This is a genomic window from Oxalicibacterium faecigallinarum (assembly GCF_014635705.1).
Classification (GTDB): domain Bacteria; phylum Pseudomonadota; class Gammaproteobacteria; order Burkholderiales; family Burkholderiaceae_D; genus Oxalicibacterium; species Oxalicibacterium faecigallinarum.
In genome coordinates, this window is record NZ_BMDI01000001.1 from 1,731,116 (window position 1) to 1,745,310 (window position 14,195).

The following is a 14,195-nucleotide window of genomic DNA, read 5'->3' on the forward strand; positions in this document are numbered from 1 at the left end:
TTATAGAGCAGAGCTTGCAGACAGGTTGCCAGCGATCAGGCATCCAGTACATTTTTCAGCCATTGCATGGTGTCTCCATCCATTGCAATGACATCAAACCGGCACGCCGATGGCATGCGGTAACGCTGAAGAAAGTGTTGTGCCGCCGTAATCAGACGGCGCTGTTTGGCGGGCGTCACACTTGCAGCAGCGCCACCAAAAGTGGTGTGACTGCGTTTGCGCACTTCGACAAACACGAGCATCGATCCATCCTGCATGATCAGATCGATCTCGCCGCCTTTGCACAAGTAATTACGCTCAACCAGTGTGAGCCCTTGTTCTTGCAGATAGACCAGCGCGGCATCTTCGGCGCGACTGCCCTCGATCTGTCTGGCCGTACGCGGCTTGAGCAAGGAGGGCATACGCACAATGAAGAGACCCATTGATTGCGTTACTGATTTTCCAGCGGCTGCACGACACCCTGGCGATAAACGGCGGGTTGCATCACGCGCTTGAAGCGCGTGGCGTTGCTCCCAAAGCGAATCGACAATTTGCCTGTCACCCCATCCAGATCGAAATCGGTCTGGCGAATCGCGATATTGTGTGCCACACGATACGCATCGATACCGAGTGCGTAGAGACGTTCGATATCCGGACTCCGACGTTGATCCGGATTCTGCGGCAGGCGCGGATAGGTCATCACAGCCGCATGATCAGCTTGCAACTGCCATGGCATGTCGAGCAGGCGCACGCCTTCCAGATCCAGCAACGGTGTGGCCACCATCCAGTCAGCAAGCGAATGCGGATTCAATTGCGAAATACCATAAGTCGATACTTCACCGCCCACACCTACGCGCAACTGCACGGTTTGCGCGGCATCCAGCGCCACAAAAAGCACGACAGGGCGAGCGGTCTGAATCCGATTACGCAAATCAAGCAAGCCATTGGGATTGATGAAGCCACTCGTCATCGCCAGTTCGATTGTTTCGACCTGCAACCCCATTCCACGCCAGGCAGACGCAAACGCCGCTGCAGCACGACGCTGCCACGATACGTTGGTAGAAATCGCAAAGGCTTTCATCGCTGTTCTGCCACCACCGACCGATGCAGCAATCTGCCGTGCTTCATCCTCGACCGACAAACCCATCGCCAGCAGATTGGAAGACGTGGCTTCGGTTGCATCCGGCTGTGCCAGTGCGATGGTTGGCTTGACGACGGCACGATTCTGCACGATGGCCGTCACGCCACTACGTGTCAGCGGGCCCACGACGATATCGTTTCCGGCCACAGCATTCTGATAGCCAGCCAGCACGTCTTCCGGTGTTTCGCCGGTTTCGATGAGATTGACAACAATATTGGCGCGTTCATGCTGCCAGGCCGCCATGAAACCGGCGCGTACCGCATCCGAGACCTGCGACAGTCCCTCGGAGCGACTTGGCAGCAGCAATGCAATTCTGGTTGGTGGCGTGATCGGCATGACAACAGGCGCCTCAATCGACTCGGCGATGGCACCGCCGACAAACTCGTCCGATAGCGCTTCCAGCGTCAGATCGGTCTGTGCCAGTTGCATGCCATCCAGCGACCTGACCTGCATCTGGGCGGTTACACTATTGGCTACCTCACCATCGAACATTGCGTTTGCCCAAACGGGAGCGCACAATCCGCTGATCAGTCCTGCCAGTACAACACGCCGCGCCCAATGTCCCAACATCCGAATCCTCCCATGGCTGAATCTGTTACACTTGTCTCTGCGATTATGCATGATGTCGCACAGCAAACCTTCCCACCCGGCACATTATATGTGGTGGCCACACCGATAGGAAATGTCGGTGACATCACGCTGCGCGCGCTGCATGTGCTGAATCTGGTCGATGCGGTTGCCTGCGAAGACACACGCAACACGCGACAGTTGCTATCCCGTTATGGTTTGAACAAGCCACTGATCGCCGCTCATCAGCACAACGAGCGTGAAATTGCCGACAAACTGATTGCCCGCCTGCAGGCAGGGGAACGCATTGCCCTGGTCTCGGATGCGGGGACGCCTGCTGTCTCCGACCCGGGTGCACGCATCGTCGATGCGGTACGTGCGGCGAAGCTCCCCGTCACGCCTTTGCCTGGCGCCTCGGCCGCATTGGCAGCGTTGTCTGCGAGCGGACTCGTGAATGACCAGTTTCACTTCGTCGGCTTTCTGCCCAGCAAGGCGGGGCAGCGTGACACCGTGCTGCATGGCCTTACGCAGGTGACGGCCACCATGATTTTTTACGAAGCGCCGCACCGTATCGAAGAAACAGTTGCCGCGCTTGCTTCGGTCTTCGAGCCACAACGCCAGATCGTCTTTGCGCGCGAACTGAGCAAGCTGTTTGAAGAAATGCATCGATGCGCATTGTCCGATGCCTTATCTTGGCTAGGTGCCGATGCCAATCACCAGAAAGGCGAATTTGTTCTTTTGGTAGAAGGTGTGGCGACCGATATTGATACGCAGCAGGCAGAAGCCGAACGCATCCTGACCATTCTTCTGGAAGAATGCTCGGTCAGGCAAGCAGCAGCACTGGCCGCCCGCATCACGGGCAAAAAGAAGAATGCGCTTTATGATCGCGCGCTGGAAATCAAGGCTAGCAGCAGCGATGACAGTCAGCTTGCCTGATCACGCCGCCCGCTTCTGCACACATCAGTGCTGCACAATGAATGGCTTGATGCCGCTGCTCTGCTCGACGCGCGCTGCGACCGAGGCCGCGTCATCGCGGGTTGAAAACGGACCGCTGTAAACGCGATACAGATTGTTAACGGACTCGACGCGCAAGGAATACAAAATATTGCCAGTGGTCTGCGCGATTCGCGCACGAGCCGTTTCGGCATTCACCGACTGCGCATAGGCACCAAACTGCAAGTAGTATCCGGCAGCGAGCTGAGGTGCCGCCAATTGGGACGTCGGTGCTGAACCAGATGGTGGCGCCTGTACCGTTTGCTGTACCACAGGCGCAGGTGCAAGCGTTGCTGCTTGCACGACCGGCATCAACGCATCGCCGCCGCTATCGGACTGCATCTTGCTGGCGCTGGCATTTCGATTCGCGACAATGCGCTCGATATCTTCCGGCAACAACCGTTCTACTTCCAGTTCTGTACTACCGTGTCCGATATAACCGAGTCGCAAGGCCGCGGTATAAGACAGATCGATCACACGACCGGAACGGAAAGGACCACGATCATTGACCCGCACGATGACTTGCTTGCCATTACTGACATTCGTCACGCGCGCGTAAGAAGGAATCGGCAAGGTAGGATGTGCTGCCGTCATCTTGTACATGTCATACAACTCGCCGGACGATGTTTTCTGTCCATGGAATTTCTTGCCGTACCAGCTGCCATGGCCGCGCACCTTGTAAGGCCGATCATCGGTGAACGGCTCGTAACGCTTACCAAACACAACATATGGACTGTTGCCGCGGCGCGAATAAGGCTCAACTTTCGGTATCGCATCAGCCACATCCAGCAAACCCTCCGGGATATCGTCACCCGGGCCATCATCGAGATAGTAACCGCCGCGACCGGAACCAGCGGGCGGCAATACGGGATAGGAAGATGGTTTGCCGGAATGTGAAGTCGGCGACGGCTTGGATGCTGATGACGTGGATAGTGGCGTCGTGCCACAACCAGTGAGAATCAGCAGAGATAAACCGGATACGACAATCGATAGCTCGGGCCATCTGATAGAGCGGAAAAACATCGCAACTCCCAATGGCTGCAAGAAACGCAGCCGGATCAAGATCGCCGTGCAGCAATCAGAGAAAATGAACTCGCACTCAGCTTTGCACCAGCTTTCTGTGCCGCTGGATACTCATCAGGATGCCAACACCCAGACCAAGCGTGACAAACGCCGTGCCACCATAACTGAAGAACGGCAGCGGCACGCCTACCACCGGCAGGATGCCACTGACCATGCCCATGTTAACGAAGGCATAGGTGAAGAAAATCATGCTGATCGATCCCGCCAGCAGGCGGCTGAACAAAGTCGGCGCATGCGCCGCAATCGCCATGCTGCGTGCAATCAGCAGCAGATACAGAATCAACAAAATGATGTTGCCGATCAGGCCAAACTCTTCCGAATACACTGCAAAGATAAAATCTGTCGTGCGTTCCGGAATGAACTCAAGATGTGCCTGCGTGCCATGCAGCCAGCCTTTACCTGTCAGCCCGCCGGAGCCGATCGCAATCATCGACTGGATGATGTGGAAACCCTTGCCTAAAGGATCGGTCGTCGGATCAATCAGCGTCATCACACGGCCACGCTGGTAATCGTGCAGCATCGACCATGCAATCGGCAGACTCGCAAGCACCACCACGATGCCGGCCACAATGACTTTCCAGGACAGTCCGGCAAAGAAAATCACGTACAAGCCGGCAGCCAGCACCAGCAGCGAAGTACCCAGATCCGGCTGCTTCATGATGAGCGCAACCGGCACGATCAGCAACAGACCCGCAATCAAGAATTCTCGCCATCGCGTCATGCCTTCACGCTTCTGGAAAAACCACGCCAGCATCATCGGCATCCCGATCTTCATGATTTCGGACGGCTGGATCACAACGCCGAGATCCACCCAGCGCCGCGCGCCATTACGAATCAAGCCAAACTGCGCCACCGCCAGCAACAGAATAATCCCGCCCACATACATCGGCACGGCAAACCGCATCAGCACTTGCGGCGGAATAATCGCCACCGCCCACATCACCAGGAGCGACAGCAGAATATTGCGCAGATGCCCCTCGATACGGCCAGGAAAATCGATACCGGCCGAATACAGCGTGACCGTGCTGACAGCCAGAATCAGAAAGACGATCAGCATCAACGGACCATCGAATACCCGCACATACGGGCCGATCAGTTGCAGGAGGGAGCGCTTATCGAGGCTGGCCATGGGATTACTCTATCAACTCGCCGGCAGCCGGCACGATAACCGGCGCAGCAATCGGGTTGCCGTCCTTGTCCTGCGCACGCTTGCCCAGCAGATAATAATCAAGCGCCACCTTGGCAATCGGTGCCGCCGCTGCGGCACCCCATCCGCCATTTTCGACAATCACGGCCAGCGCAATCTTCGGCTTGTCGATTGGCGCAAAAGCCGTGTAGAGCGAGTGATCGCGCTGACGCTCCTTCAGCTTGGCGGCGTCATACTTGTCGTTCTGAGCAATCGTGATCGCCTGTGCGGTGCCGGTCTTGCCCGCGGATTCGTATCCGGCATTACGGAAGACGCGCGAACCTGTACCTTCCTTCACCACACCTGCCATCGCACGTTTGACGAAATCGATGTTTTCCTGCTTGAGCGGAATGCGATAGCTTTCCTTCTGTACCGTCAATGCACGCTGACCGGTGAGCCCATCCTCAATCATTTTGACCAGATGCGGTTTCATCACCACACCATTGTTGGCAAGAACGGCAACCGCATTTGCCAGTTGCAACGGCGTAAAGGAGTTATACCCCTGACCGATCCCGATCGAGATGGTTTCCCCTGCATACCAACGTTTCTGTTCGGGGCGACGATATGCTTCGCGCTTCCATGTCGTTGATGGCAGTACGCCCGTGCGCTCAAAATCAAGATCGATGCCGGTTTTCTGACCGAACCCGAATGGCTTCATGAAATCGTGAATGCTATCCACGCCCAGATCATTAGCCAGCGTGTAGTAGTAGGTATTGCAGGATTCCACGATGGACTTGTACATGTCGACAATCCCGTGTCCACCCACCTTGTCGTCGCGGAAGCGATGATTGCCGAACCAGAAATAACCGGGATCGGAAATGGCATCCGACGGCTTGCGCTTGCCGGTTTCCAGCGCGGCCAGCGCCATGAAAGGCTTGTACGTCGATCCCGGCGGATACGCGCCGGACAGCGGACGATTCAACAGCGGGTGGTCAGGCGAGTTGTTGAGCGCGTCCCAGCTTTGCTGATCAATTCCTTCCACAAACAGATTGGGATCGAAGGTCGGCATGGAAACGTACGCCAGAATGTCACCAGTCTCCGGCTCGATCGCAATCAACGCACCACGCCGATTACCGAACGCCTGCTCGACAACCTTTTGCAATTCGATATCGATCGACAAAATCAGGTTGGAACCTGCCGTTGCGGACGTGCGCGATAACGTTCTGACCGGACGACCACCAGCCGACACTTCCACTTCCTGATAGCCGGTTTTACCGTGCAGATATTCTTCGTAACTGCGCTCGACACCTTCTTTGCCGATGTGTTCGGTGCCGCGGTAATTCGCCGTATTGCCCGCTTCATCAATGCGATCAGCCTCGCGCTGATTGATACGCCCGATGTAACCAATTACATGCGCCGCTGTGGCACCTTGCGGATATTGACGGAACAGACGCGCTTGCACTTCCACGCCGGGAAAACGATAGCGTTGCGCAGAAAACCGGGCGACTTCCTCATCGGTCAGGCGCACGCGAATCGGCGAGCTGGCCAGATTTCTTGATTCTTCGCGCAGTTTGCGAAAACGACGCAGATCACGCGGCTGGATCTCGATGATTTTTCCGAGCTCTTCGATGACATCATCGAGCTTGCCCTGAATCTTGGAGGGGGTAATTTCCAGCGTGTAAGCAGAAAAGTTGCGCGCCAGAACCACACCATTGCGGTCGGTAATCAGCCCCCGGTTGGGCACTACCGGAATCACGGAAATACGATTGTCTTCCGCCTGCGCCACATAGGCATCGTGGCGATAGACCTGCAGCCAGAAAAAACGCACTGCCAGTACGGCGAACAGCAAAAACACCAGTGCACCCGCGACCGACAACCGCACACGAAAGCGCTGTAATTCACGTTCGGTATCTTTGAATTCAGTCATGCGTTCTCAATCGCAAATCGCGCAGTGCAGCGATCTGTAAAAATCGTTTCATCCATCTGAGCCGGCACGACTCAGATTGGACGGGTATCGTCGCGATTCGTCGCACGGCGCTGTGGCGCCAGGAGCAACCAGGTCACGACCGGCCACAGTGCGGCGGCTATCAGGCTTTCCAGAAACAGCATCCAGCCAGGGAACGCACCACCCACGAATACGCGGATGATCAGTCCCACCATTTGCGCCACCAGCAACAAGCTGAATACATGCAGCGCCTGCACGCCCATCGGAAACCACAGCACACGGCGGTGAATCATGATGGCGAAATAAGACAGCAAGGTATAGGACAGCGCATTTTCGCCAAGCAACGCTGCGTCATGCACGTCCATCAGCAAACCCATGAAGAATGCAATGCCGATACCAACCTTGCGGGGCTGATGAATACTCCAGAACACCAGCGTCAGCGCGACGAAATCCGGCACACCAACCCACTGTCCCCATGGCAGCAGGTTCAGCAGAAAAGCGATCAGCAGGCTGAATGCAATAAAGAATCCATTGGCCGGCAACAGAATGTAATGCGGATGCTGGTTCATCACGGCGCCTTCTGTTCAGGTGTTGATTCGGAGGCGGGCGAGGCCGACGCGTCCGGCTTTTTCTCTTCCACCACATCGCCTCGGCTGCTGGCATGCCCCAACAACCCTTTTTTCCTGGCCGCCTGCTTGGCATCATCTTCAGGACGCGGCTCAAACTGGTTTTCAACCAGCAAGATCAGCAACTGGCGATTGCGATCCACCCCCGCCAGCGGCGTGCAAACAATGCGTGCAAAGGAATCGGACTTGCGGTCCACCTCCGTCACCTTGGCCACCATCAGCCCCGCCGGATAGATGCCATCGATGCCTGAGGTCACCAGCATGTCGCCTTCTTCGATATCGACATTCGGCGGCAGGAAACGCAACTCAAGCAGATTGGACTGGCCACGACCATACGCCACGCTGCGCAAACCGTTGCGCACCACTTGCACCGGCACGACCTGATCTTTATCCGTCACCAGCGTCACTTCGGAACTGAAAGGGAAAACACGTGTGACCTGCCCGACCACACCGACATGGTCAATCACCGGCTGACCGCGCTCGACATCATGCTGACTGCCCCGGTCAAGCATGATCTTGCGGGTAAAACGATCTCGCGTATCGTAAAGAATTTCCGCCATCACGGATTTGACCGGCACACGCTCCTTGGCATCCAGCAGTTGGCGCAACTGCGCATTTTCGGCAACCAGATGCTGCCCTTGCTGCAAAGCCTGGGCGTCGGTAGTCTGCTGCTGCTTGAGCAGAAGGTTTTCTTTCTTGATTTCAGAGAGCGAGGTGAAGTAGTCACCGACGTAAAGCAACACGTCGCGTGGCACCAGGGCGACCACCTGCAAAGGATAGAGCGCGGTCGACACCACTTGTCGCACCACGCCCAGCGAGCGCATATGCGAGTCAACCGTCAGCAGCACCAGCGCAATCAGCGCGAAGCACACCATTTTTGCGCGTGCCGAAGCACCTTGTTTGAAAAGCGGTGGTGGGCTGTATTCCATTTAATGCCTGGGGGACCTGCAGGAGGTTGCCGGGACGCGCTGCCGAGTCGGACCTGATACATCGAGTACACCGACTGCGGCAACAAACTCCATTTTGCTACTGACTTTCTTCATCGGACCATGCTGTCATCAGAAGGAGGTGCAAAGAATGGTAAAAATTATTCGTGCGAGAAAATCGAACCGAGTTTGTCCATGCGTTCCAGCGCCATGCCGGAACCGCGTACCACGCAGGTCAGCGGATCTTCTGCAACGATCACGGGCAGACCGGTTTCTTCCATCAACAAACGATCCAGGTCGCGCAGCAATGCGCCACCGCCGGTCAGCATCATGCCTTTTTCGGCAATATCGGCACCGAGTTCCGGTGGTGTCTGTTCCAGCGCGTTCTTGACGGCAGAAACGATATTGTTCAGCGGATCGGTCAGAGCCTCGAGAATTTCGTTGCTCGAAATCGTGAACGAACGCGGAATGCCTTCGGACAGATTGCGCCCCTTGACTTCCATCTCGCGTACTTCAGAACCCGGGAATGCAGAACCGATTTCCTTCTTGATCGCCTCGGCAGTCTGTTCACCAATCAGCATGCCGTAATTACGACGGATGTAATTGACGATGGCTTCGTCGAACTTGTCGCCGCCGACGCGGATCGAGCCCTTGTAGACCATGCCGCCCAGCGAGATGATGCCGACTTCGGTCGTGCCGCCGCCGATATCCACCACCATCGAACCGGTTGCATCGGCGACCGGCAAACCAGCACCGATTGCTGCTGCCATTGGCTCTTCGATCAGATAGACCTGAGCCGCGCCAGCACCCAACGCCGATTCGCGAATCGCACGACGCTCAACTTGGGTAGAACCGCAAGGAACGCAGATGATGATACGGGGGGAAGGTTTGAAGAGTTTGGTGTCGTGCACCATGCGGATGAATTGCTTGAGCATTTGCTCGGTGACCGTAAAGTCGGCAATCACACCATCTTTCATCGGGCGGATCGCTTCGATGTTGCCAGGCACTTTGCCCAGCATCTGTTTGGCTTCCTTGCCAACGGCCATGATGGTTTTTTTGCCGTTCGGACCGCCTTGCTGACGGATCGCAACAACCGAAGGTTCGTCCAGCACGATGCCAGCACTGCGGACGTAAATCAGGGTATTGGCGGTGCCCAGATCGATCGCCAGATCATTCGAAAAATAACTACGTAAGAATCCAAACATGAATTGTCCTGAGGCGCGAACAGGCGCGCATGGGTCGATAAAAAATTACAAATGGGGAACTTCGTGCCGCGGCCTGCCCGTATTCTGAGCGCCAGCAAGGCATTAGCGGCGTATTCTACCTTATAATTCCGCTTGATTTGACCCATAAAAATCGCAAAAAACATGCAGCTTATGCGCGATCTTGTCGCCAACTGGTAATAACAGGCATGCATTTGTCTGAATCCGGTTTTCTTAATATTTTGTCAGCATTTTTGCTGTTTTCGACCATGTCCCTCGAACTTTCCGACGTCAAACGTTTATCCATCCTCGCGCAGATCGAGCTGAATGAAACCCAGTCCACCCAGACTCTCGACAAGCTCAACGGCATCTTTTCGCTGGTAGAGCAATTGCGCGCAGTGGATACCGCAGGCATCGAGCCGCTGAATCATCCGATCGCTGCCATGCAACCCGATCTGTCGTTGCGCCTGCGCGATGATGTCGCCAGCGAGCCAAATCGTCGCGAGGATTATCAAAAGCCGGCACCGGCGTCACAGGATGGCTTGTACCTCGTACCAAAAGTCATCGAGTAAGAGTGAGGCAGCGACCGGTCTCATCAATCGTCGCCCAGTTCTTATCGATAGAAAACGTCTGATGCGCCTGACACCATAACTTCCCTCTTGTCTCGCGCTTCATCGTCGTCACAACATTCCGTTTTTCATCATGCACAACAAGACCCTTAAAGAGCTCTCCGATCTGCTGCACGCCAAGAAGATTTCAGCGACCGAACTGGCATCGCTGTTCCTTGCGCGCATCGAAGCCAGCGACCTCAACGCCTTCCTGCATGTCGACAAAGGCCTGACACTGCAACAAGCGGCCAACGCAGACAAACGTCTTGCGGCAGGTGATGCAACGGTACTGACCGGCATCCCGATTGCACATAAAGATATTTTCGTCACACGCGACTGGCGCTCGACTGCCGCATCCAAGATGCTGGAAAACTACGTCAGCCCGTTCGACGCGACCGTGGTTGAACAATTCAATCAGGCAGGTACCGTCACGCTCGGCAAGCTGAACTGCGATGAATTTGCAATGGGTTCGTCGAACGAAAACTCCTATTTCGGTGCGGTCAAAAATCCGTGGGACAAGACGGCCATACCTGGCGGCTCTTCCGGCGGCTCGGCGGCGGCGATTGCGGCCTGCCTGACGCCTGCGGCAACCGCAACCGATACCGGTGGCTCGATCCGCCAACCCGCAGCCTTGTGCGGCGTGACCGGCATCAAGCCAACTTATGGTCGCGTCTCGCGCTATGGCATGATCGCGTTTGCTTCCTCACTGGATCAAGGCGGCCCGATCGCCAAGACGGCGGAGGATTGCGGCCTGCTGCTTAATGCGATGTGTGGCTTCGACCCCCGTGACTCAACCAGCATTGAACGCGAAACTGAAGACTTCACGCGCAATCTGCATCAGCCACTGCAAGGGCTACGCATCGGCATTCCAAAGGAATATTTTGGTGAAGGTCTGGCCGCAGATGTCGAGCAAGCGGTGCGTGCCGCGTTGCAAGAGTTTGAAAAACTCGGTGCCACACTGGTCGATATCTCGCTGCCAAAAACCGAGCTGTCGATCCCGACTTACTACGTCATCGCCCCAGCAGAAGCATCGTCGAATTTGAGCCGCTTCGACGGCGTGCGTTACGGCTATCGCGCCAACGATTACAAGGATCTGGCCGACATGTATCGCAAGACCCGCTCGGAAGGATTTGGCGATGAAGTCAAGCGCCGCATTCTGGTTGGCGCTTATGTTCTGTCGCACGGTTACTATGACGCGTATTACGTACAGGCGCAAAAAATCCGTCGCCTGATCGCGCAGGATTTTCAGCAAGTACTGTCAGGCCCAGACAAACAATGCGATGTCATTATGGGACCGGTTGCGCCGACGGTAGCATGGGATCTGGGCTCCAAAGCCGACGATCCGGTTGCCAACTATCTGGCTGACATCTTTACCTTGTCGACCAGTCTGGCCGGTTTGCCAGGCATGTCGGTGCCGTGCGGTTTCGGTCAGGGCGAAAAGAACAGCAAGCGGCCAGTCGGATTGCAAATCATCGGCAACTACTTCGATGAAGCACGACTGTTGAATGTCGCGCATCAATACCAGCAAGTGACTGACTGGCATCAACGCAAGCCAGCGGGCATCTAACGGTCAGCCTCTGACAACACGTACATCGAGCAGCGCAACGCACATAAGCGAGTGAGGAAATTATGCAGTGGGAAGTAGTCATCGGGATGGAAACGCATGCGCAGTTGACCACCCAATCCAAGATTTTCAGTGGGTCGCCGACCCAGTTTGGCGCTGAGCCCAATACACAAACGTCGCCGGTTGATCTGGCATTGCCGGGCTCATTGCCAGTGATGAATCGCGGTGCGGTTGAACGCGCGATTCAGTTCGGTCTGGCGATCGATGCGCACATTGCGCCGCATTCCGTTTTTGCACGCAAAAACTATTTCTATCCTGATCTGCCGAAGGGTTATCAGATCAGCCAGATGGATCTGCCGGTGGTGCAAGGCGGCAAGGTTTCCTTCCCGCTGGAAGTGGATGGCAAAACTGAAATCCGCTCCGTGCAACTGACACGTGCGCATCTGGAAGAAGATGCCGGCAAGTCGCTGCACGAAGATTATCAAGGCATGACGGGCATCGATCTCAATCGGGCCGGCACACCTTTGCTTGAGATCGTCACGGAACCGGACATGCGCAGCGCCGCTGAAGCCGTGGCCTATGCCAAGGCATTGCACTCGCTCGTGACATGGCTGGGCATCTGCGACGGTAACATGCAGGAAGGCTCGTTCCGTTGCGATGCCAACGTGTCGGTACGGCCGGTCGGTCAGAAGGAATTCGGCACACGTTGCGAGATCAAGAACCTCAACTCGTTCCGTTTCCTCGAAGATGCCATCAACTATGAAGTGCGCCGCCAGATCGAACTGATCGAAGATGGTGGTCGCGTCGTGCAGGCAACACGTTTGTACGATCCGGACAAGCGTGAGACACGCGAAATGCGCAGCAAGGAAGATGCACAAGATTACCGCTACTTCCCTGACCCCGATCTGCCGCCGCTCGTGATCAGCGAAGCCTGGATTGCACGCGTCAAAGCTGCGATGCCTGAATTGCCCGCTGCCATGCGCGAACGCTTTGTGCAGGATTACGCCCTGTCGGAATACGATGCGACCATCCTTACACAATCGAAAGCCATGGCTGCTTACTTCGAAGCCACCGTGGCAGCGGCAGGCAAGGCCCAAGCCAAACCGATCGCCAACTGGCTGATGGGTGATATGGCATCAACGCTGAATCGTGAAGATACCGAAATCGATGCGGCACCAGTCAAGCCCGCACAACTGGCGCAACTGCTGCAACGCATCACCGACGGCACCATCTCCAACAAGATCGCCAAGGAAGTCTTTGCCGGTATGTGGGAAGCCAAATCGGACAGCGCCACACTGGCAGATGAGATTATCGAAGCCAAGGGCCTGAAGCAGATTTCCGACAGCGGTGCACTGGAAGCGATTGTCGACCAGGTCCTCGCCGCGAATGAAAAATCCGTTGCCGAATATCGTGCTGGCAAAGAGCAAGCCATTAACGCCCTGATGGGACAAGCGATGAAGGCCAGCAAAGGCAAGGCAAATCCTGCCCAGCTGACCGAACTGCTGAAGAAAAAACTGGCTGGCTGATTTCCTCTCGCCGGATAAAAAAGCCGCGTACACCTTCAGGTGACGCGGCTTTTTATTTGCCATTGCCCTGGCAAGCTTTTACTTGGCACGCGCACCTTTTGCATCAAGCGGCTGCCAGTAGTTTTCGAGCTTCAACTCTTTCAAGGCTGCATTCAGAAAGCGACGGTCAAACCATTGTTCGATCTCGAATTTCTTGCCACGTAGCAGGCCCAGTTCGGCAGCCTGATCCAGCGTTGCCTGGTAACGCGTCACAGAGAAGATATCCATCAAAAAAGCCCGTCATCATTGCGACAACGAGCTTTCCAACAAGACGAACAAATATCTTTTTGTGTCGCTTTAACGTGACGCGACGCTGTTCAATTCGCGATAGCGTTTGAGTACGCCGTCATATTTTGCATTCAGAGTGTCCAGATCGCTCTGGCTGTCGTGAATACCCGCCGCAATTTCCTGCACACGTTCTGCAGCCAGATCCTGTTTACTCTTGTTGCCGGCAGCGGCGCGCCAGTCGTTGCGTGCGACCTGCAAGGCTGCTTTTTGCTGCACAATCAGATTGGACAGGGATGCAGTTTCCCGCGCACGCGCATTCTCAATCTCTTCTTCATTGCGGTAGCGGGCAAGCAAGGCTTGATCGCTGCGTCGCTGCTCGATGGCAGCCAGCTCTTCCGCCTGACGCTGCTTGCGCTGCTCTTCGGCAAGACGCTTTTGCTCTGCCGTTGGCGGCGGCACAATTTCACGCTTGAGCGCACCAGCGTTATTGAGTTCACGCATGGTGCGATCAGCGCATTCCGGAATGGGACGATCGGAGGTGATGGTACGGCCGCTGGCATCCTTGCACATGTAGATGGCGGCATGTGCGAGCGCCGGATTCATTACTGCAACGACAATCAAACTTCTGATTACAGCAGCCAT

At 55.8% G+C, this 14,195-nt stretch carries 14 protein-coding genes; 4 read left to right on the forward strand and 10 right to left on the reverse strand.

The features are described 5' to 3' along the window. Positions 1-35: 35 nt before the first annotated feature. The gene (locus IEV29_RS08255) at positions 36-422 is read right to left on the reverse strand and encodes a YraN family protein (protein ID WP_229726282.1); all 387 of its coding nucleotides are present in this window, start codon (positions 420-422) and stop codon (positions 36-38) included. 8 nt (positions 423-430) lie between these two features. Next, positions 431-1,690 carry a penicillin-binding protein activator gene (locus tag IEV29_RS08260; RefSeq protein ID WP_188380718.1) on the reverse strand — a complete coding sequence of 420 codons (1,260 nt, stop codon included), beginning with the start codon at positions 1,688-1,690 and terminating at the stop codon, positions 431-433. Between the two features lie 12 nt (positions 1,691-1,702). Here IEV29_RS08260 and rsmI point away from each other — a divergent pair, with 12 nt between their 5' ends. Then, positions 1,703-2,623 (forward strand): 16S rRNA (cytidine(1402)-2'-O)-methyltransferase, encoded by a 921-nt coding sequence (gene rsmI / locus IEV29_RS08265; RefSeq protein ID WP_188380719.1) that lies wholly within the window; start codon positions 1,703-1,705, stop codon positions 2,621-2,623. Positions 2,624-2,647: 24 nt separating this feature from the next. Here the strand turns inward: rsmI and IEV29_RS08270 are convergent, their stop codons facing one another. The 6 genes from IEV29_RS08270 to IEV29_RS08295 all read right to left on the reverse strand — a co-directional run bounded on the left by IEV29_RS08270 (position 2,648) and on the right by IEV29_RS08295 (position 9,591). Next, the gene (locus tag IEV29_RS08270; protein WP_188380720.1) at positions 2,648-3,703 is read right to left on the reverse strand and encodes a septal ring lytic transglycosylase RlpA family protein; all 1,056 of its coding nucleotides are present in this window, start codon (positions 3,701-3,703) and stop codon (positions 2,648-2,650) included. Between the two features lie 76 nt (positions 3,704-3,779). Further along, entirely contained in the window at positions 3,780-4,892 is a 1,113-nt protein-coding gene (gene rodA / locus IEV29_RS08275) for a rod shape-determining protein RodA (RefSeq protein WP_188380721.1), read from the reverse strand. 4 nt (positions 4,893-4,896) lie between these two features. Further along, positions 4,897-6,816 carry a penicillin-binding protein 2 gene (gene mrdA / locus IEV29_RS08280; RefSeq protein WP_188380722.1) on the reverse strand — a complete coding sequence of 640 codons (1,920 nt, stop codon included), beginning with the start codon at positions 6,814-6,816 and terminating at the stop codon, positions 4,897-4,899. A 71-nt stretch (positions 6,817-6,887) separates the two neighbouring features. Beyond that, complete coding sequence (gene mreD / locus IEV29_RS08285; protein ID WP_188380723.1) at positions 6,888-7,403, reverse strand: rod shape-determining protein MreD; 516 nt, start codon at positions 7,401-7,403, stop codon at positions 6,888-6,890. Further along, positions 7,403-8,389, reverse strand: a complete 987-nt coding sequence (gene mreC / locus IEV29_RS08290) for a rod shape-determining protein MreC (RefSeq protein WP_188380724.1) — start codon at positions 8,387-8,389, stop codon at positions 7,403-7,405. Before mreC ends, mreD begins: the two co-directional genes overlap by 1 nt. 158 nt (positions 8,390-8,547) lie before the next feature. After that, complete coding sequence (locus IEV29_RS08295) at positions 8,548-9,591, reverse strand: rod shape-determining protein (protein WP_188380725.1); 1,044 nt, start codon at positions 9,589-9,591, stop codon at positions 8,548-8,550. A 266-nt stretch (positions 9,592-9,857) separates the two neighbouring features. On the opposite strand from IEV29_RS08295, the gene gatC reads away from it, so the two are divergent. From gatC to gatB, 3 genes are all read left to right on the forward strand, one after another. Further along, positions 9,858-10,160, forward strand: coding sequence for an Asp-tRNA(Asn)/Glu-tRNA(Gln) amidotransferase subunit GatC (gatC, locus tag IEV29_RS08300; protein WP_188380726.1), 303 nt, complete (start codon positions 9,858-9,860; stop codon positions 10,158-10,160). Between the two features lie 130 nt (positions 10,161-10,290). After that, a complete protein-coding gene (gene gatA / locus IEV29_RS08305) occupies positions 10,291-11,763 on the forward strand; it encodes an Asp-tRNA(Asn)/Glu-tRNA(Gln) amidotransferase subunit GatA (RefSeq protein ID WP_188380727.1) in 1,473 nt (490 codons plus the stop codon). 62 nt (positions 11,764-11,825) lie between these two features. Continuing rightward, positions 11,826-13,286: an Asp-tRNA(Asn)/Glu-tRNA(Gln) amidotransferase subunit GatB gene (gene gatB, locus IEV29_RS08310; RefSeq protein WP_188380728.1), complete on the forward strand. Its 1,461-nt coding sequence runs from the start codon at positions 11,826-11,828 to the stop codon at positions 13,284-13,286. A 78-nt stretch (positions 13,287-13,364) separates the two neighbouring features. Here the strand turns inward: gatB and IEV29_RS08315 are convergent, their stop codons facing one another. Next, positions 13,365-13,553 (reverse strand): hypothetical protein, encoded by a 189-nt coding sequence (locus IEV29_RS08315; protein ID WP_188380729.1) that lies wholly within the window; start codon positions 13,551-13,553, stop codon positions 13,365-13,367. A 69-nt stretch (positions 13,554-13,622) separates the two neighbouring features. Beyond that, on the reverse strand, positions 13,623-14,195 hold the full coding sequence (locus IEV29_RS08320; RefSeq protein ID WP_229726283.1) for a DUF4124 domain-containing protein: 573 nt from the start codon (positions 14,193-14,195) through the stop codon (positions 13,623-13,625).

What these genes read in the sequence shown, in the direction of transcription:
- IEV29_RS08295 (WP_188380725.1), bottom strand. Translation starts at nt 9,591, where the DNA reads ATGTTTGGATTCTTACGTAGTTATTTTTCGAATGATCTGGCGATCGAT.
- mreD (WP_188380723.1), bottom strand. Translation starts at nt 7,403, where the DNA reads ATGAACCAGCATCCGCATTACATTCTGTTGCCGGCCAATGGATTCTTT.
- IEV29_RS08320 (WP_229726283.1), bottom strand. Translation starts at nt 14,195, where the DNA reads ATGGCTGCTGTAATCAGAAGTTTGATTGTCGTTGCAGTAATGAATCCG.
- IEV29_RS08255 (WP_229726282.1), bottom strand. Translation starts at nt 422, where the DNA reads ATGGGTCTCTTCATTGTGCGTATGCCCTCCTTGCTCAAGCCGCGTACG.
- gatA (WP_188380727.1), top strand. Translation starts at nt 10,291, where the DNA reads ATGCACAACAAGACCCTTAAAGAGCTCTCCGATCTGCTGCACGCCAAG.
- mrdA (WP_188380722.1), bottom strand. Translation starts at nt 6,816, where the DNA reads ATGACTGAATTCAAAGATACCGAACGTGAATTACAGCGCTTTCGTGTG.
- rsmI (WP_188380719.1), top strand. Translation starts at nt 1,703, where the DNA reads ATGGCTGAATCTGTTACACTTGTCTCTGCGATTATGCATGATGTCGCA.
- IEV29_RS08260 (WP_188380718.1), bottom strand. Translation starts at nt 1,690, where the DNA reads ATGTTGGGACATTGGGCGCGGCGTGTTGTACTGGCAGGACTGATCAGC.
- gatC (WP_188380726.1), top strand. Translation starts at nt 9,858, where the DNA reads ATGTCCCTCGAACTTTCCGACGTCAAACGTTTATCCATCCTCGCGCAG.
- IEV29_RS08315 (WP_188380729.1), bottom strand. Translation starts at nt 13,553, where the DNA reads ATGGATATCTTCTCTGTGACGCGTTACCAGGCAACGCTGGATCAGGCT.
- IEV29_RS08270 (WP_188380720.1), bottom strand. Translation starts at nt 3,703, where the DNA reads ATGTTTTTCCGCTCTATCAGATGGCCCGAGCTATCGATTGTCGTATCC.
- rodA (WP_188380721.1), bottom strand. Translation starts at nt 4,892, where the DNA reads ATGGCCAGCCTCGATAAGCGCTCCCTCCTGCAACTGATCGGCCCGTAT.
- gatB (WP_188380728.1), top strand. Translation starts at nt 11,826, where the DNA reads ATGCAGTGGGAAGTAGTCATCGGGATGGAAACGCATGCGCAGTTGACC.
- mreC (WP_188380724.1), bottom strand. Translation starts at nt 8,389, where the DNA reads ATGGAATACAGCCCACCACCGCTTTTCAAACAAGGTGCTTCGGCACGC.